At 43.6% G+C, this 16,964-nt stretch carries 13 protein-coding genes and 1 rRNA gene; 10 read left to right on the forward strand and 4 right to left on the reverse strand.

The genetic code is table 11. From position 1 onward, the window contains the following. Nucleotides 1-120 precede the first annotated feature (120 nt). Nucleotides 121-3,016 (forward strand): 23S ribosomal RNA (locus HDCHBGLK_RS11185). A gap of 116 nt (nucleotides 3,017-3,132) precedes the next feature. On the opposite strand, the gene HDCHBGLK_RS11190 is transcribed toward HDCHBGLK_RS11185, so the two are convergent. Together HDCHBGLK_RS11190 and coaBC are read right to left on the reverse strand one after the other, a co-directional pair. Beyond that, the gene (locus HDCHBGLK_RS11190; protein ID WP_004608030.1) at nucleotides 3,133-3,483 is read right to left on the reverse strand and encodes a carboxymuconolactone decarboxylase family protein; all 351 of its coding nucleotides are present in this window, start codon (nucleotides 3,481-3,483) and stop codon (nucleotides 3,133-3,135) included. Between the two features lie 609 nt (nucleotides 3,484-4,092). Then, entirely contained in the window at nucleotides 4,093-5,292 is a 1,200-nt protein-coding gene (gene coaBC, locus HDCHBGLK_RS11195; protein WP_004608033.1) for a bifunctional phosphopantothenoylcysteine decarboxylase/phosphopantothenate--cysteine ligase CoaBC, read from the reverse strand. A 216-nt stretch (nucleotides 5,293-5,508) separates the two neighbouring features. On the opposite strand from coaBC, the gene HDCHBGLK_RS11200 reads away from it, so the two are divergent. From HDCHBGLK_RS11200 to HDCHBGLK_RS11215, 3 genes are all read left to right on the forward strand, one after another. Then, on the forward strand, nucleotides 5,509-6,165 hold the full coding sequence (locus HDCHBGLK_RS11200) for an ECF transporter S component (RefSeq protein WP_004608034.1): 657 nt from the start codon (nucleotides 5,509-5,511) through the stop codon (nucleotides 6,163-6,165). Nucleotides 6,166-6,269: 104 nt separating this feature from the next. Then, nucleotides 6,270-6,704, forward strand: coding sequence for a transposase (locus HDCHBGLK_RS19145; RefSeq protein WP_202030741.1), 435 nt, complete (start codon nucleotides 6,270-6,272; stop codon nucleotides 6,702-6,704). A 129-nt stretch (nucleotides 6,705-6,833) separates the two neighbouring features. Continuing rightward, nucleotides 6,834-7,064, forward strand: coding sequence for an IS3 family transposase (locus tag HDCHBGLK_RS11215; RefSeq protein ID WP_233440661.1), 231 nt, complete (start codon nucleotides 6,834-6,836; stop codon nucleotides 7,062-7,064). A 99-nt stretch (nucleotides 7,065-7,163) separates the two neighbouring features. On the opposite strand, the gene HDCHBGLK_RS11220 is transcribed toward HDCHBGLK_RS11215, so the two are convergent. Beyond that, complete coding sequence (locus HDCHBGLK_RS11220) at nucleotides 7,164-8,330, reverse strand: iron-containing alcohol dehydrogenase (RefSeq protein ID WP_004607090.1); 1,167 nt, start codon at nucleotides 8,328-8,330, stop codon at nucleotides 7,164-7,166. A gap of 41 nt (nucleotides 8,331-8,371) precedes the next feature. Beyond that, nucleotides 8,372-9,142: a DeoR/GlpR family DNA-binding transcription regulator gene (locus HDCHBGLK_RS11225; protein ID WP_004607089.1), complete on the reverse strand. Its 771-nt coding sequence runs from the start codon at nucleotides 9,140-9,142 to the stop codon at nucleotides 8,372-8,374. Between the two features lie 460 nt (nucleotides 9,143-9,602). Here HDCHBGLK_RS11225 and HDCHBGLK_RS11230 point away from each other — a divergent pair, with 460 nt between their 5' ends. From HDCHBGLK_RS11230 to HDCHBGLK_RS11255, 6 genes are all read left to right on the forward strand, one after another. Continuing rightward, nucleotides 9,603-10,928, forward strand: a complete 1,326-nt coding sequence (locus tag HDCHBGLK_RS11230; protein WP_004607088.1) for a Na+/H+ antiporter NhaC family protein — start codon at nucleotides 9,603-9,605, stop codon at nucleotides 10,926-10,928. 50 nt (nucleotides 10,929-10,978) lie between these two features. Beyond that, on the forward strand, nucleotides 10,979-12,184 hold the full coding sequence (mtnK, locus tag HDCHBGLK_RS11235) for an S-methyl-5-thioribose kinase (RefSeq protein ID WP_009248145.1): 1,206 nt from the start codon (nucleotides 10,979-10,981) through the stop codon (nucleotides 12,182-12,184). 66 nt (nucleotides 12,185-12,250) lie between these two features. Beyond that, complete coding sequence (locus tag HDCHBGLK_RS11240) at nucleotides 12,251-13,306, forward strand: S-methyl-5-thioribose-1-phosphate isomerase (RefSeq protein ID WP_004607086.1); 1,056 nt, start codon at nucleotides 12,251-12,253, stop codon at nucleotides 13,304-13,306. 284 nt (nucleotides 13,307-13,590) lie between these two features. Continuing rightward, nucleotides 13,591-14,541, forward strand: a complete 951-nt coding sequence (locus HDCHBGLK_RS11245; protein WP_004607084.1) for a 2-hydroxyacid dehydrogenase — start codon at nucleotides 13,591-13,593, stop codon at nucleotides 14,539-14,541. Nucleotides 14,542-14,553: 12 nt separating this feature from the next. Then, the gene (locus HDCHBGLK_RS11250; protein ID WP_004607083.1) at nucleotides 14,554-15,993 is read left to right on the forward strand and encodes an FGGY-family carbohydrate kinase; all 1,440 of its coding nucleotides are present in this window, start codon (nucleotides 14,554-14,556) and stop codon (nucleotides 15,991-15,993) included. Nucleotides 15,994-16,056: 63 nt separating this feature from the next. Beyond that, nucleotides 16,057-16,713 carry an L-fuculose-phosphate aldolase gene (locus tag HDCHBGLK_RS11255; protein WP_004607082.1) on the forward strand — a complete coding sequence of 219 codons (657 nt, stop codon included), beginning with the start codon at nucleotides 16,057-16,059 and terminating at the stop codon, nucleotides 16,711-16,713. The last annotated feature ends 251 nt before the right edge of the window (nucleotides 16,714-16,964 follow it).

Below are 16,964 nucleotides of genomic sequence, written 5' to 3' on the forward strand. Positions count from 1 at the left end.
AGCGATTATTCAGAACAAACCAGATTCGAGGCAACGAATAGAAAAAATGCCAACTGGCCAACGCCGGCAACGCTATGCCGACGTAGGATCGAAGCGCCGCCCGTGCGCTTAAGTCCGCTTGGTCATGCTAGAAAGAGCATATGGTGGATGCCTTGGCACTAAGAGCCGATGAAAGACGCGATAAGCTGCGAAAAGCTTCGGGGAGGGGCAAATACCCTTTGATCCGGAGGTGTCTGAATGGGGAAACCCGCATGAGGAGCCCTCATGCATCCCTGCGCCAATCCATAACGCAGGGAGGGGAACCCGGCGAACTGAAACATCTAAGTAGCCGGAGGAAGAGAAAACAACAAGTGATTCCGTAAGTAGCGGCGAGCGAACACGGAGGAGCCCAAACCGGGGCGCGTGCGCCCCGGGGTTCGGACCGCGGAAGTGATTCGGGAAGGCTAGCAGAACGGCTTTGGGAAAGCCGGCCAGAGAGGGTGAAAGCCCCGTAAGCGAAAGCCTGACAGACACGGCGGTATCCAGAGTACCACGAGACACGAGAAACCTTGTGGGAAGAGGCGGGGACCACCCCGCAAGGCTAAATACTCCTTAGTGACCGATAGCGCATAGTACTGTGAAGGAACGGTGAAAAGAACCCCGGGAGGGGAGTGAAAGAGAACCTGAAACCATATGTTTACAAGCTGTGGAAGGGCCTTACGTGCCCAACCGCGTACTTTTTGTAGAACGGTCCGGCGAGTTACGCCGGCTGGCAAGGTTAAGGGCTAAAGGCCCGGAGCCGAAGGGAAACCAAGTCTGAATAGGGCGAAGGAGTCAGCCGGAGTAGACCCGAAACCGGGTGATCTATCCATGTCCAGGTTGAAGTTGCCGTAAAAGGCAATGGAGGACCGAACCCACATCCGTTGAAAAGGGTGGGGATGAGGTGTGGATAGGGGAGAAATTCCAATCGAACCCGGAGATAGCTGGTTCTCCTCGAAATAGCTTTAGGGCTAGCCTCATACGAGTCTTGCGGAGGTAGAGCACTGAATTTCCTAGGGGGCGTCAAAGCTTACCGAAGAATATCAAACTCCGAATGCCGCGTAGATGATGTATGGGAGTCAGACTGCACGAGATAAGTTGGGCAGTCGAAAGGGAAAGAGCCCAGACCTGCGGCTAAGGCCCCAAAATGTGTGTTAAGTGGAAAAGGATGTGGGATTTCGAAGACAACTAGGATGTTGGCTCAGAAGCAGCCATGCATTCAAAGAGTGCGTAATAGCTCACTAGTCGAGAGGTCCCGCGCCGAAAATGTCCGGGGCTGAAACACACTGCCGAAGCCCGGGGATGTACCAAGTACATCGGTAGAGGAGCATTGGATGCGGGAGGAAGCGGCACCGGAAGGAGCCGTGGACCGCATCGAAGAGAGAATGCCGGAATGAGTAGCGAGAGGAAGGTGGGAATCCTTCCGGCCGAATATCCAAGGTTTCCAGAGTAAAGCTGATCTGCTCTGGGTAAGTCGGGGCCTAAGGCGAGGGCGGGAGCCGTAGCCGATGGACAACAGGTTGAGATTCCTGTACCGCGATATGACAGAACTGTGGGGACACGCGTGGAAAGCATAAGCCGGGAATGGAAAGACCGGCGCAAGCGGGGCAGGGGCTGCATAGGCAAATCCGTGCAGCGTAACCCGAAGCCGTGACGCGTACCGAACTGCAAGTAGGGAAGTATGCGAGCCATGCGTCAAGAAAAGCCGCTATCGCTCATATCGCGCCCGTACCGCAAACCGACACAGGTAGATGAGGAGAGAATCCTAAGGCCGACGGGAGAAGCATTGTCAAGGAACTCGGCAAAATGACTCCGTAACTTCGGGAGAAGGAGTGCCATAGAGATATGGCCGCAGAGAATTGGCCCAAGCAACTGTTTAGCAAAAACACAGGTCTATGCGAAGCCGCAAGGCGAGGTATATGGGCTGACGCCTGCCCGGTGCTGGAAGGTTAAGGGGAGAGGTTAGAGCGATCGAAGCCTTGAACTTAAGCCCCAGTAAACGGCGGCCGTAACTATAACGGTCCTAAGGTAGCGAAATTCCTTGTCGGGTAAGTTCCGACCCGCACGAAAGGCGTAATGATTTGGGCACTGTCTCGACAATGCACCCGGTGAAATTGAAGTACCAGTGAAGATGCTGGTTACCCGCGCCAGGACGGAAAGACCCCATGGAGCTTTACTCCAGCTTGATACTGGGATCCGGTATTGCATGTACAGGATAGGTGGGAGGCTAGGAAGCGGGGACGCCAGTCGCCGCGGAGCCGCTGTTGGGATACCACCCTTGCAGTGCTGGGTTTCTAACCAGCAGCCGTGAACCGGCTGGGGGACAATGTCAGGCGGGGAGTTTGACTGGGGCGGTCGCCTCCGAAAGGGTATCGGAGGCGCTCAAAGGTCCTCTCAGAATGGTCGGAAACCATTCGCAGAGCGCAAAGGCAGAAGAGGGCTTGACTGCGACACCGACGGGTGGAGCAGGTACGAAAGTAGGACTTAGTGATCCGGTGGTATAAAGTGGGATTGCCATCGCTCAACGGATAAAAGCTACCCTGGGGATAACAGGCTTATCACTCCCAAGAGTTCACATCGACGGAGTGGTTTGGCACCTCGATGTCGGCTCATCGCATCCTGGGGCTGAAGTAGGTCCCAAGGGTTGGGCTGTTCGCCCATTAAAGCGGTACGCGAGCTGGGTTCAGAACGTCGTGAGACAGTTCGGTCCCTATCCGGCGCGGGCGTAGGATATTTGAGAGGAGCTGTCCTTAGTACGAGAGGACCGGGATGGACTGGCCGCTGGTGGATCTGTTGCGCCTCCAGGCGCATGGCAGAGTAGCCAAGCCGGGACGGGATAAACGCTGAAGGCATCTAAGCGTGAAGCCCCCCTCGAGATGAGATATCCCTGGCGTTAAGCCAGTAAGACCCCTTGAAGACGACGAGGTAGATAGGATAGAGGTGGAATTGCAGCAATGCATGGAGCTGACTATTACTAATCGGTCGAGGGCATGACCAGAGAGGCTGGAAGGCAGAAAAAGACTCGGAGTTGGAGTTTCGGATGGAAGTATTTCCCGTATGCGGTTTTGAAGGTATATATGAAAAGTCCAGGAGTTAATTTCCTGGACTTTTTTGCTATTTAAAATCTTTTTCAAATTCATCCAATGCAGCCACAAGGAGGGCTGAGGAATATGCCATTGTCGGACCACCTCCAAAAGCCGTGGCAACCGTTGCCGCTTCAAGGATTTCCTGTCTCGTGCACCCTGCTTTTAAAGCATTGTACGCATGTCCTACAATGCAATACTCGCATCTGGAATATACGGATATAGCGATACAGATTAATTCTTTGTTCTTTGAGGAAATGCTCCCTTCGGAAAGCGCGGCTCCGATGAAGCCTGATAAGGAGCCGAATGCTTCTGGATTAGAGTCGCCTAAGGCCTTCATACCGTAATTGGAATCTTCTAATATTGCTCTGACATCTTTCATAATATAAATATCCTCCTGTCTTTTCTATATAACAGTATAATGAAAGATGGAAGTTTTTGTCCAATTGATATATAAAAAGAGAGAAGAGAGATATAGGAGCCATCTATAGCAAGTTCAATATTTAAGAAATATAGTAATATATGGTATAATATTTGTAACTATCTGAGGGAATGAAAGGTATTATACATGAGGGAAGAGAATCACAAGAAAGATGCACGGCTAATTGATCTGGCAGGATCAAAGGGGAAGAACATCTGAAACACTGGCTGAAAAGAGTAATGATAAATTGCGGCAAGAAGCAGTTTGAAAACGCATATCGGAAGCGACTTGAGGATTATATGGCGAACGCGGGCGAGTATGAGTTCGTGTTCTTTAAGAACGACTCAGGCTTATCAGTGATTATTCCGATGAGAATTTCCAGATGTATATCTGGAAAGATGCTGATCCGGAGAAATACTATAACAGTTGTATGATAGAATTTGATACGCCGACTGAAAAAGTATATGAGATGCAGACGCAGAGGCAGTGCTATGAGTAGGCGCTGCCAGCAAGAATAAAACAGAATAAGGAGCACGCGGCAAGATTGCCGCGCGCTTCTTATTCGTTGCCTTAAGATTCCTGCCTAAGTGCTAAGATATGATTGATAAGCAGCGTAGCAATATCATCCTTGCTCATCAGTTCCAGTTCGGTTACGCAATCCGGAGTGATCATGGTGACAATATTGGTGTCGGTCTCAAATCCAGCCCCCTTCACCTTCAGATTATTGGCAATGATCATATCCAGATTCTTCTTCACCAGTTTCTTCTTGGAATTCTCCAGCATATTTTCGGTTTCCATAGAGAATCCACAAAGGAACTGGCCGGGCTTTTTGTTATCACCCAGAAATTTCAGAATATCGTCCGTGCGCTCCAGAGGGATGCTAAGTTCAGCATCCGATTTCTTGACCTTTTCATCTGCAACCTGGGATGGACGGTAATCGGCAACGGCAGCAGCCTTGATGATGATGTCCATATCCCGGCTTCTGGAAGTGACGGCATCAAACATGTCTCTGGCAGAAGTGACAGGAATCACATCGACGAACATCGGCGGCTCTATAGCGGTTTTTCCGGTTACCAGCGTAACCTGCGCCCCCCTTAGCATACAGTCCCTCGCAATGCTGTATCCCATCTTTCCCGAAGAGTGGTTGGTAATGTACCTGACCGGATCAATGGCTTCCCGGGTAGGTCCTGCGGTAACGAGAACCTTTAAGCCCAACATATCTTTGGGGCAGGCACAGCATCTGTAAATGTGCTGGAGGATGAATTCAGGCTCCGGCATCTTCCCGGCTCCGGTATCCCCGCATGCCAGCCTTCCGCTGGCAGGATCTATGATTTCCATACCGTACTTTCTCAACGCTTCCAGGTTGTTCTGGGTCACCGCATTCTCATACATTGCCGTATTCATCGCCGGCACGATGATCTTAGGACATCTGCAGGCCAGGAAGGTAGTCGTCAGCATGTCATCAGCCATGCCATGGGCAATCTTGGCAATCACATTGGCAGTTGCCGGGGCGATTACGGCAACGTCCGCCTTCTGGGCAAGAGCAACATGTTCGACATGGAATTCGAAATTCCTGTCAAATGTGTCGATCACGCAACGGTTGCCAGTGAGCGTCTCAAAAGTAATCGGCGTAATAAAGTTTGTGGCATGCTCGGTCATAAGCACATGGACCTCGGCCCCTGATTTGACCAGCATGCTGGCCAGGCTGGCGCTTTTATATGCGGCAATTCCTCCGGTAACGCCCAGGAGGATCGTTTTTCCTTTTAACATAGTATGTTTCCTTTCTGTATGATTTTCATATTACTATAACTATAACCTGTTTTGGGACGTGTTGCAAGAAGTCCTGTGTGAAAAGGACGGGTGAATAAATATGTACGTCAGCTATATGTGGAAAAGAGTTGCTTAATATTGACCCGGGTGTTATAATTACAACGTAATTGTATTGTATCCTGCACAGCAGGAATGATAACAAGGAGGAATTGAATAATGAAGACAAAGAAACACGACACACGTTGGATGGTCAGTGTTGCACTTATGGCAGCGATTGTCATCGTGCTGGCGAACACGCCGCTGGGGATGATTCAACTGCCGATTATTAAGGCGACAACTGTACACATTCCGGTAATTATCGGAGCGATTCTGTTAGGCCCATCAGCCGGAGCAATCCTGGGCGCCGTATTTGGCGTATGCTCATTGATCAGCAATACGATGGCGCCAACGCTTTTATCCTTTGCATTCTCTCCATTCATGAGTACTACAGGGATACCGGGAGCACTAAAGGCAATCTGGATTTCAGTAGGATGCAGGATCTTGATTGGAGTAGCGGCAGGATGGCTATGGATTTTACTGAGCAAGCTGAAGGTAGGCCAGTTGATAGCGCTTCCAATCGTAGGATTCATCGGGTCAATGGTGAATACGGTGGCGGTTATGGGAAGCATTTACCTGCTATTCGCCCAGGAGTACGCGCAGGCCAGGGAAGTTGGCGTAACCGCGGTATGGGGCCTGATTATGGGAACGGTGACTGCATCAGGAATACCGGAGGCAATCGCGGCGGCAGTGCTGGTACTGGCATTAGGCAAAGTACTGATTCAGGTATTTAAGAAGATGAATATAAGAATGATGAACACCCAACTAGCCAAGTAAGAAGTTAATATAAAAAAATAAGGGGCTGTCGGTTTGTGATATGCTCCCTTCTAGGTAGACAAGTGAAATAATAAAAACTTGTCACTTAGGAGGGAGCATACTTTATGTCAAAGAAGACGATATCTGCTAAAGATAAAATATCTGCGGTTATGCTATATTTTGAGGGAAATGTTTCCCAGCATCAATTGGCAGAACGGTTAGAGGTGAGTCTTGCTACTGTCCAACAATGGATTCGTAATTATGAATCTATGGGGGAAGATGCATTCCTAATGAAACATTATAAACGATATTCAAAAGAACTGAAACTCCAAGCGGTGCAGGAATATTTTATAGACGTAAATGATAAACGAGTGCTGCGGATATGTCGTAAAAAAGATATCAAATCAACTATAAAATACTCAAATAATGGTTGTACAGGACAAGCTGCTAATCCACAGTATATTGCCGAAAACATCCTAAATAGAGAGTTCACAGTGATATGCCAAATGAGAAATGGCTTACTGACGTCACGGAATTTAAATATTATGTCGGACCCGTAGTACACAAAATATACTTGAGCGCTATATTAGATCTATATGAAAAATCCGAATGCACATCCACTTTGCCATAGTGATAGGGGATATCAATATACAAACCGATCATTTCATAATAAACTAGAAAAAGCAGGCATGACACAAAGTATGTCTCGTGTAGGTAAATGCATCGATAACGGTCCTATGGAAGGATTTTGGGGCATTCTCAAACGAGAAAGATATTATGGTAAACGTTTTACTGATAAAGAAACACTTGTAAAAATGATTGAAGATTATATAGATTACTATAACAACAAACGCTTGCAAAGAAATCTTGGAGTTTTAACTCCAATGGAAAAACATGAAATCTACTTGCAAGCCGCATGAAAAACTGCCAGCAGATAATCTACTGGCAGAAAAAATCTTATATTTTTTCATTTGTCTACTTGACGGGAGCAGTTCAGTTCCCGACAGCCCCCCTTTTAATTAAACTGCAAGCTTCAAAATTTCTATAAATTCTTTTACATGCAGTGGTACATAATGTCCTACCGGAGCGGTGTCATTATGTGTAGCTCTGTCTGCCATTTCTTTGAAGTGTGTATCGTCGATTCCCATTTCTGTGAGAGAAGTCTTCAGATTCAGTGACTGGAAGAATTCTTTTAATTTGTCGGCTAAGATGTAAGCCATTTCTTTTTCTGTGTAGTTGTATGGATCTATATCGAAGACACGTTTTGCAAGTTGAGCAAGTTTGTAAGGTTTTACTTCTGCCATGTATTTGCACCATGCTACAAGAACAACTGCCATTCCTTCGCCGTGAGTGATGCCATACTGAGCGCTGATTTCATGCTCGATTCTGTGTGAACCCCAGTCAGCGGCACGTCCGGTATCAAGGATTCCGTTGTGTGCAACGGATGCAAGCCACTGAATCTCAGCACGTGCATCGTAGTTTGCCGGGTCTTTCATCAGACGTTTTGCATTGATGATTGCTGCCTGAATGGCACCTTCGATCATATAATCAGTTGTATCTGTGTGAGCAACGTCAGAGAAATATCTCTCTAACAGGTGGGAAAGGATATCAGCGCATCCGCAGGATGTCTGATATGCCGGAAGCCCCATGGTATATTTCGGGTTCATGATTGCAAATTTCGGGATGATCATGTCATCTTCGAATCCTAATTTCATCAGTCCGTTGGAAACGATCGCTGCATTAGATGTCTCAGAACCACTTGCCGGAAGTGTTGTGATTGCTCCAATCGGAACTGCTGTTTCAGGAGTGGCGGATCCATCAAAGAAATCCCATACATCTCCATCATAAGGAATACCAAGTGCGATAGATTTTGCTGTGTCTACAGAACTTCCGCCGCCGGCAGCGAGTACGAAGTCTGTTTTATGTTCTTTACATACTTTTACAAGATCACGGATCAGTTCGATCTTCGGGTTTGGAACAACTTCTCCACATTCCTGGAAATCAATTCCAAGACGGTCACAAGCATCTTTGATAACATCCCAGATACCAAGTGTTTTAATGAAATCTCCACTGTATACGAACATCAGAGAAGTTACTTTGTATTCTTTTAAAAGATCATACATATTATTTTCAGCTCCGTCACCGAAGAAGATGCGAGCCGGGTTTCTATAGTGAAAGTTTAACATTTGTATTGCCTCCTAAGGGTTTTATACCTGATTAATAGTATTTAGCAATAACAAATGGGAATGTTGCACTGCTGCAATTTATCTTCCCATACATCGGGCAGACGTTTATCTGTGATGATCATATCAATATCCTTCAAATCTGTAATCTTATATTCCGCAGTATCTGAAAACTTTGTATGGTCAGCGACCAGATAATGTTTACGTGATTGAGAGATGAAAGCCTTTCTTACCTGGCTTTCGCTCATATTGTTGTCGAGCAGACCGTGAGTTAAGTCGATGGCTGAGTTGCTGATGAAGCACTTATCTGCAATGTAATAGGATATCGCATCGGTGGTCTGATATCCTGTAAATGAATTGGAACGTTGACGGAATGTGCCGCCAAGTGAAATAAGCTTCAGGTTAGAAGACTGATTGCTAAATAAATTAATAATACGAAGAGAGTTGGTGATAATGATCATCTTCTGATTCCTTTGCACAAGTTCTTTGGCCAGTGTTAGGCAAGTCGTGCTGCAATCAAGGAAAATAGTATCGCCTTCTTTGATGAAGCGATTGATTGCGCAGGCGGCCAGTCTCTCTTTTTCTTGTGAGAAAAAAGTCTCACGTAACTGTACAGGTGCACCTTTGTCATCCGCATCCGGAAGGAATGCTCCGCCGTGGATTCTTTTTAATTTGTTCTGTGATTCCATCTCTTTTAAATCTCTTCGAATGGTTTCTTCACTGCAATTAAGCTTTTGACTCATTGTGGAAATTAAGATGCTTCCATACGTATGAAGCTCTTCTTCCAAATGTTTTTGTCTGTCAATCTTTAACATAACTCATAAATCCTTTCAACACATTTATAGAAAAAATGCATAACTATATTGAACGCAGTTATATAATACCAAAAAATCCCTCATTTTTCAACACTAAAAAATAAAAAACAGTCAAATGTTGTGAAAATGACGGTAAAAGTCAAGAAAAAGCCAAAGAAAGTAAAAAAAATAAACAAAAATATTGTTGACAAATGTGTATAAATGTTGTAATTTGTTGCTATAGCAAAATAACTGAAGGAGGGTAAACTTAATAAAATGTGATTTTGAGGGGAATTTAGGAAAAATGACATTTTATGTTGAATGCAGGAACTAAGCAACAAGACACAATATTAATTACAAGCGGACGTTATTATAATGAAACAAGGAACATTGACCACAGACCACAAGATGATTCAAAGTTTCATTAAAAAGAAAAATAAAAATGTAACGTTAAAAAGGTATGTAAGAAAGGAAGAGTAAAATGGAAAACGCTAACAACAAGAAAGGAAGCTTTATGGGGTTATTACCTCTGGTAATTTTCCTGGTAGTTTATTTTGCAATGGGTATTGGAACTGGAGATTTCTCTAACTTCCCATTAATGATCGGTATTTTCTTGGCATCCGCTATTTCATTATTTATGAAGAGCCCGGTAGCTGAGAAAAAGACATTCACAGAAAAAGTTGTTATGTTCTGTAAAGGTGGTGGAGATGACACATTGATCCTGATGGTAATCATCTACATGCTGGCCGGAGCATTCTACGGAGTAGCAAGCGGAATGCACGCAACAGATACAGTAACAAACATCGGTATTTCAATCCTGCCGGCAAACATGATCCTTCCGGGATTATTCTTAATCGGTTGTGTTTTAAGTTTCTCAATGGGAACATCAATGGGTACTGTAGCAGCCCTGATGCCAATCGCAATTGACATCGCATCTAAAACAGGCGTAAGCGTAGCATTTGTAAGTGGTGTTGTAGTAGGTGGAGCAATGTTCGGTGATAACCTTTCATTCATTTCTGATACAACAATCGCAGCAACAACAACACAGGGAATCGGAAACAAAGAAAAATTCAAAGCAAACATTTTCATGGTTGGACCAGCAGTGCTCATTACAGTAGTAGCACTTGCTCTGTATCCAATCGATGCAACTAAGATTTCTACAGGTGGATCTATCAACCTTGTAAACTTAGTTCCTTACATTTTAATTATCGCATTATCTCTTGCAGGTATGCATGCAGTAATGGCCATGACAATTTCTGTTATTTCAGGAATGATCATCGGAGTTATCCACGGAGACTTCTCGTTTGTAAAATCATTCACAGTTGTACATGATGGTATGACAAGTATGCAGGACATGGCAGTTATCGCTATCTTCGTAGGTGGTCTTGTAGCAATCATGCAGTACTTAGGTGGGATTGACTGGTTACTGAACAAACTGGCTAAAGGAATGAAATCTAAAGTCGGTGCAGAACTTAGTATCGCAGCGCTTGTAAGTTTAGTAGACGTAGCAACAACAAACAACACAATTTCTATCATCGCAGTTGGACCGATCGCAAAAGATATCTCAGAAGAGTTTGACATCGCTCCGGCAAGAACAGCTAGTATTCTTGACCTGTTCTCATCTGCATTCAATGGTTTAACACCATATGCAGGACAGCTTCTGACGGCTGGTGCAATGGCTAAGATTGCTCCGGTAGCTATTATGCCATATGTATGGTATGACATCCTTATGATCATCTTCGGTGTAATCTTCATTGTAATCGGACGGCCGAAATTCAAAGAAAAAGCTGCAAAAGCTTCAAACTAAGAGCGGAAATAAAAGACAGAAATTAAATGTTAGAAAGCAGGAATTTGAAAATGGATAAATATTCAAGGCATTTTTTGCTGAACGTTGATACAGCAAAAGAATATGCAAAAGAAAAAGTTGGATATTTTAAAGATGATGAAACATTAGAGGCAATCGAGATCGGTGATGGTAACATCAACTACGTATTTAAAGTTTGGAATCCGGAGACAGGTAAATCCCTGATCATCAAACAGGCAGATACAGTTCTTCGCTCTTCAGGAAGACCGCTTGATATGCATCGTAATAAAATTGAAGCAGAGATCCTTGGCATTGAAGGAAAATTATCTGAGGGATATGTTCCGGAGATTTATCTTTATGACGAGAATATGTATGCATTATCTATGGAAGATATTTCCGCATACAAGAACCTTCGTACAGAGATGGAAGCAGGAAAGGCTTTCCCGAAACTTGCAGATGATATTGCAACTTTCATGGCGGACACACTGCTTCCGACAACCGATCTGATTCTGGACAGAGCCGAGAAAAAGGAAAAAGTAAAATTATTTACCAACCCGGAACTCTGCGATATTTCAGAAGATCTGGTATTTACAGAGCCATATTATGATTATAAAGGACGTAACATCATCCTGGATCAGAACATGGATTTTGTAAAAGAAAGGCTCTATGGAGACCAGGAACTGCATGCAGAAGTAGGACAGCTTCGCGATGACTTTATGAATCATGCACAGGCATTGATCCACGGAGACTTACATTCTGGTTCTATTTTCGTAAATAAGGAAGGAACAAAAGTCATTGATCCGGAATTCGCATTCTACGGACCAATGGGTTACGATATCGGTAACGTAATCGGAAATCTGTTCTTTGCCTGGGCAAACAAATATTATACAGATTCTGAAAATACAGAATTCCTGACATGGATTGAGAGCACAATCGGAGAAGTTACAGATAAATTCAAAGAGAAGTTCTCAGCAAAATGGGATGCGCTTGTTGAATTCCCACTGTATAAGACAGAAGGATTCAAAAAATATTATACAGATAAAGTAATGGCAGATTCTTTCGGATATGCCGGTACAGAAATCATCCGTCGTGTTGTAGGAGATTCTAAAGTAAAAGAAGTTACTTCTGTTACAAATGTAGATCTTCGTATACCGATGGAAAGAACTTTGATCCAGATCGGTATCAAACTGATCAAGGAAAGAAGAACTCTGAAAGACGGAGCAGCAATCAAAGCTGTTGGTAAAGAGTATTTAAAATAAGTAAATAAAATCACTTTCCGGACCGGTTAAACGTTCCGGAAGGTATCTATTAGAAAAGGAAGATGTATGATGAAAAGATGTGATCAGGATTTGGCTTTCATGCTTCAGTATGAAAATGTAGCATGGTATGAAAATGGAAAAGTAAGAATATTAGACCGTAGAATTTATCCGACAGAGGTTAAATTTGTTGAGTGCACAACCTATAAAGAAGTTGCACAGGCAATCACAGATATGGTTACACAGAGTGCAGGACCGTATACCGCAGCCGGCATGGGAATGGCACTGGCAGCACATGAGGTAGAAGGTAAGATAGAAGAAGAACAGATCAAGTTCTTAACACAGGCTTCTTATGATATCTCACATGCAAGACCGACGACAGCAAATCGTATGGGAATTATTACAGAAGGTTGTCTGAAAGTTGCGAAAGAAGCATTGGCGGAAGGAAAGAGTGCAGTAGAGGCATGTTTCAACAGAACCGTTGATTCTTTGAACAGAAGATATACAACAATGGGAAAAGTCGGAGAGAATCTGGCAGCTTTGTTCCCAAAGAACGGAACCATCCTTACACAGTGCTTTGGAGAAACAATCATCGGTATGATGCTCCGTGCAGCAAGAAAGAACAACAATGATGTAAAAATTTTCTGTGCAGAGACAAGACCATACTTGCAGGGCGCAAGACTGACATCTACATGCTGTGCGCAGATGGGATTTGATACAACGGTTATTACAGATAATATGGTAGCTTATTCTATGCAGCATAAGGGCATCGATCTCTTTACTTCAGCAGCAGACACCATTGCAAGAGACGGCCATATTGCAAATAAGATCGGAACCTTCCAGATTTCCATTTTAGCAAAATATTTCGGAATTCAATATTATGTAACAGGAATCCCAGATAAAGATAAGATGTATGGAAAAGATATCGTTATTGAAGAAAGAAATCCTGCACAGGTACTTTCTTACCGAGGTATCCCGAATACAATTCCGGAGGTCAAAGGAATCTATCCATCATTTGATATAGTACCGCCACATTTGATCAGTGGTGTTGTAACAGATAAAGGTGTTTACGTACCATATCTGTTAAATGATTACTTCAAGGGTGAAGTAAAAGATTTCTATTAAAATAATGTTATAAAAGAGGTATGAGCAATGGTTACATGTATGAATAAAGAAAGAAAATATGGTTCTGTCATTTCCAACGGAAAAGTCTCGGTAGATTGTGATAATCCAGGTTACAGGTGTTCCGGAGGAAGTATCCAAAGATATAGCGCAGAGAGCCTACGATGATTGTCTTGTAAAAAGTAATCTTTCCAAGGAACTTGTATTCGAACCACTTGGGGAGTAGACTTAGTAGGAAATAAAAACGACAGCGAACAGGACAAAAGTAAAAAGGAGAGAATGAAAAAATGAAGTTATTAATCAGAGCACCTTTTATTGAAAGTGAAAGAAAGAGACTGGAAGCTTATTTTGATGAGATCGTATATGCTCCATGGACAACTACCGGTGAACGTTATTATGAAGATGAGATGCTGGAAGTTCTGAAAAAAGAACAGCCGGATGCTCTCATTACAGAACTTGACCGTGTAACAGAAAAAGTATTGAACGGATATGACAAACTGATCTTCATCGGAGATTGTCGTGCAAATCCGGCAAACATCGATGTGGAAGCATGCAAGAAAGCAAATGTACCTGTTCTTTGCACGCCGGCAAGAAATGCGCAGGCTGTAGCAGAGATGCTGTCAGGACTTCTTGTAAGTTATATGCGTAATCTGGTTCCGGCAGTACAGTGGATCAAAGATGGCAAATGGGTAGAAGGAACGACACCTTACTATACATGGATGGGAAATGAGCTTTGCGGAAAGAAAGTCGGATTCGTTGGTTTTGGCGCAGTCGGAAAACATGCTGCAAAGATTCTGGAAGCATATGGATGTGAGATTTCATTCTATGATCCATTTGTAGATTTTGTAAAAGACAGTTACAAGAAATGTGAACTGGAAGAAATCTTTGAAAATTCAGATATTGTATCCATTCATCTTCCGGTACTTGACAGTACAAAAGGAATGATCAATGCAGAGTTATTTGCAAGAATGAAAGAAACAGCTATTTTCGTAAATACAGCAAGAAGTGCGGTTGTGGATAAACCTGCTTTGATGGAAGCATTAAAGACTAAGAAAATCCGTGGAGCAATCCTGGATGTATTGGAAGTAGAGCCTCCGACAGAAGAAGCACTGGAAATCGCAAGACTGGACAATGTACTTTTGACACCACATATCTGTGGAGCAACTTATGAAGTAACCGATCATCAGTCCAGAATTATGACAGACCGTATCGATGCATGGATGAAAGAGAACAAATAAGGAGAAAAGCAGATGGAAACAAATTATCTGGTTGTAGACATGGGAACCGGAAATTCCAGAGTGGGACTTGTCAGTGCCGATGGAACCATCTGGGGAATTCGAAATTACGAGAATCAATATTATAAAGATAAACAGTATGAAGATGCACAGTATTTTCTCCCGGAAGAATGGGAAAACAATCTCTTAGGCGGCTGTAAAGAGCTGCTTAAGGAATTCCCGGAACATCCGGTGCGTGCGATTACTTCATCCGGAGCCAGAGAAAGTATTGTCCTTTATAATAAAGTAGGAAAAGCTTATCTTGGCCTTCCGAATATTGATAATAGAGGCCGTGCATGGATGGCAGAAATCGAAGACCGTACATTCATCTATGAAAAGACAGGCCGTTGGGTAACCGAAGATTTCCCGGCAGCAAAACTGATGGGATACCGGAAAAAGTATCCGGAAGAGTTCGCAGGCATTGCAAAAATCACAAGTTTGAGTGAGTGGATCGGTGAAATGTTTACCGGTAAACTGGTTATCGAGCCGTCACAGGCATGTGAGACACAGTTCTTTGATATTGAGTCAAAAGAATGGTCAGAAAGACTTTGTGGAGATTATGGAATTTCCATGGATATTCTGCCGGAGATCGCAAAAGCCGGGGATAGCCTTGGCAAGATTAAAAAAGAAATGGCAGATGAGCTAGGAATCAGTGAAGATGCAGAATTTATTGTCGGCGGAGCTGATACACAGATCGCATTAAAGAGTGTTGGGATGGGTGTAGGAGATGTTGCGGTTGTATCCGGAACGACTTCACCGGTTGCTACGATTACCGATTATAAATATTACGACAAACAAGAACGTTGCTGGACAGACTCCAACCTTGGAGGAGAAACCTATCAGGTTGAGACCAACCCGGGTGTTACAGGATTAAACTACCAGAAGATGAAGGCATTTTTATTCCCGGATGCCTCTTATGAGGAAATGGAAGAAGAGATGGCAAAACAGACAGAGTATTTATGTACGGCATCTTTTTCATCCTTATATTTCTCAGAGAAACGATCTCTGAAAAAAGGTGGATTTGTGATGAAAGCACCATTTGAAACAACAATGAAACCAATCCATCTGATCTGGGCGGTGGTAGCCGATATTGCATGTTCCATCTATGTACAGTACAGAAGCCTGTGCGAGATGACCGGACATGAAAAAGATTATATTTTAGGATGCGCGGGTGGATTTCAGTCGAAGATGCTATGCCAGCATCTGGCAGATCTGACAGGAAAGAAACTGGTCATCAGAGAAGGTTTCAGCCAGGCATCCATCAATGGCTGTTTGAGAATCTGTAATGCATATTACGGAATTGATTCAGAAACAGAATCGGAGCAGGCAGCAACAATTTATACACCAAAAGAAGACAGCCTGATTCAGGAGTATTATAAAGAATGGTTGAAAAACCGTGAGATGTTAAATCCTTAAAGGGGAGTTAGCATAGATTATGAAAAAGCAATATGAAATTAAGTAAGAAAGAGGGAAAAAACAATGTTAATGCAAGAAGAAAGAGAACAGATTGTAGCATATGGTAAAAAGATGAGCGCTGACAGATTGACATCTGGAACAAGCGGAAACATCAGTATTTATAATGCAGAGAAAGGTCTGATGGCAATCAGCCCATCAGGAATCGGATATTTCGATGTAAAACCGGAAGATGTAGTTATCATGGACCTGGAAGCAAACATCGTAGATGGAGACAAGAAACCATCCAGTGAATGGGCCCTTCATACAGCAATGTACAAAACAAAACCGGAGTGCAGAGCCGTTGTTCATACACACTCTATGTACTGCACAGTATTTGCAACACTTCGTCAGCCACTGAGAGCTGCACACTATGTAATCGCAGATGCTGGTGTAGATGAAGTACCATGTGCTCCATATTGCACATATGGAACACACGAACTTGCAGAAGCTGCTTCTAAGACAATCGGTGACAGCAACGCAGTACTGCTTGCTAACCACGGTATGCTTGCTTGCGGCGGAAACTTAAAGAGCGCATACTCTCTGGCATGCGGAATGGAATTCTGTGCTGAGTTAGAGTATCGTACAAAGACAATCGGTGGTCCTGTATATCTGTCAAAAGAAGAAATGGCAGAAGTACTGGAAAGCTTCAAGAGCTATGGGCAGCCGAAAAAGAAAAACTAATTTATCCGACAATTCACATATAATATAGCAATAACCCCCCATTCCCTTAATAGAGCGGTCTCGGAAACTCTTAAAGCCCGAATTTCCGCTCTTTTTTGGTTCCTTCTTTTTTCTCTTCCTCCATATCTCAGGCAAGCGTTACATTACATTCTTGCGTTTAATGAGGATGAGGAAAAATATATAGGGTTGAAAGAAGCCATGTACTTAGGTTATGAAGTGGCATGTTACTTTCAAAGATGGCAGGTTGTATA

The sequence above is a fragment of the [Clostridium] scindens ATCC 35704 genome, assembly GCF_004295125.1.
In the GTDB taxonomy this organism is placed as follows: Bacteria; Bacillota; Clostridia; order Lachnospirales; family Lachnospiraceae; genus Clostridium_AP; species Clostridium_AP scindens.

Excerpts from the sequence above, each read along its gene's own strand:
- HDCHBGLK_RS11240 (WP_004607086.1), top strand. The coding sequence starts at position 12,251 with ATGATGAAAAGATGTGATCAGGATTTGGCTTTCATGCTTCAGTATGAA.
- coaBC (WP_004608033.1), bottom strand. The coding sequence starts at position 5,292 with ATGTTAAAAGGAAAAACGATCCTCCTGGGCGTTACCGGAGGAATTGCC.
- HDCHBGLK_RS11250 (WP_004607083.1), top strand. The coding sequence starts at position 14,554 with ATGGAAACAAATTATCTGGTTGTAGACATGGGAACCGGAAATTCCAGA.
- HDCHBGLK_RS11190 (WP_004608030.1), bottom strand. The coding sequence starts at position 3,483 with ATGAAAGATGTCAGAGCAATATTAGAAGATTCCAATTACGGTATGAAG.
- HDCHBGLK_RS11200 (WP_004608034.1), top strand. The coding sequence starts at position 5,509 with ATGAAGACAAAGAAACACGACACACGTTGGATGGTCAGTGTTGCACTT.
- HDCHBGLK_RS11220 (WP_004607090.1), bottom strand. The coding sequence starts at position 8,330 with ATGTTAAACTTTCACTATAGAAACCCGGCTCGCATCTTCTTCGGTGAC.
- HDCHBGLK_RS11255 (WP_004607082.1), top strand. The coding sequence starts at position 16,057 with ATGTTAATGCAAGAAGAAAGAGAACAGATTGTAGCATATGGTAAAAAG.
- HDCHBGLK_RS11245 (WP_004607084.1), top strand. The coding sequence starts at position 13,591 with ATGAAGTTATTAATCAGAGCACCTTTTATTGAAAGTGAAAGAAAGAGA.
- HDCHBGLK_RS11225 (WP_004607089.1), bottom strand. The coding sequence starts at position 9,142 with ATGTTAAAGATTGACAGACAAAAACATTTGGAAGAAGAGCTTCATACG.
- HDCHBGLK_RS11230 (WP_004607088.1), top strand. The coding sequence starts at position 9,603 with ATGGAAAACGCTAACAACAAGAAAGGAAGCTTTATGGGGTTATTACCT.
- mtnK (WP_009248145.1), top strand. The coding sequence starts at position 10,979 with ATGGATAAATATTCAAGGCATTTTTTGCTGAACGTTGATACAGCAAAA.
- HDCHBGLK_RS19145 (WP_202030741.1), top strand. The coding sequence starts at position 6,270 with ATGTCAAAGAAGACGATATCTGCTAAAGATAAAATATCTGCGGTTATG.
- HDCHBGLK_RS11215 (WP_233440661.1), top strand. The coding sequence starts at position 6,834 with ATGACACAAAGTATGTCTCGTGTAGGTAAATGCATCGATAACGGTCCT.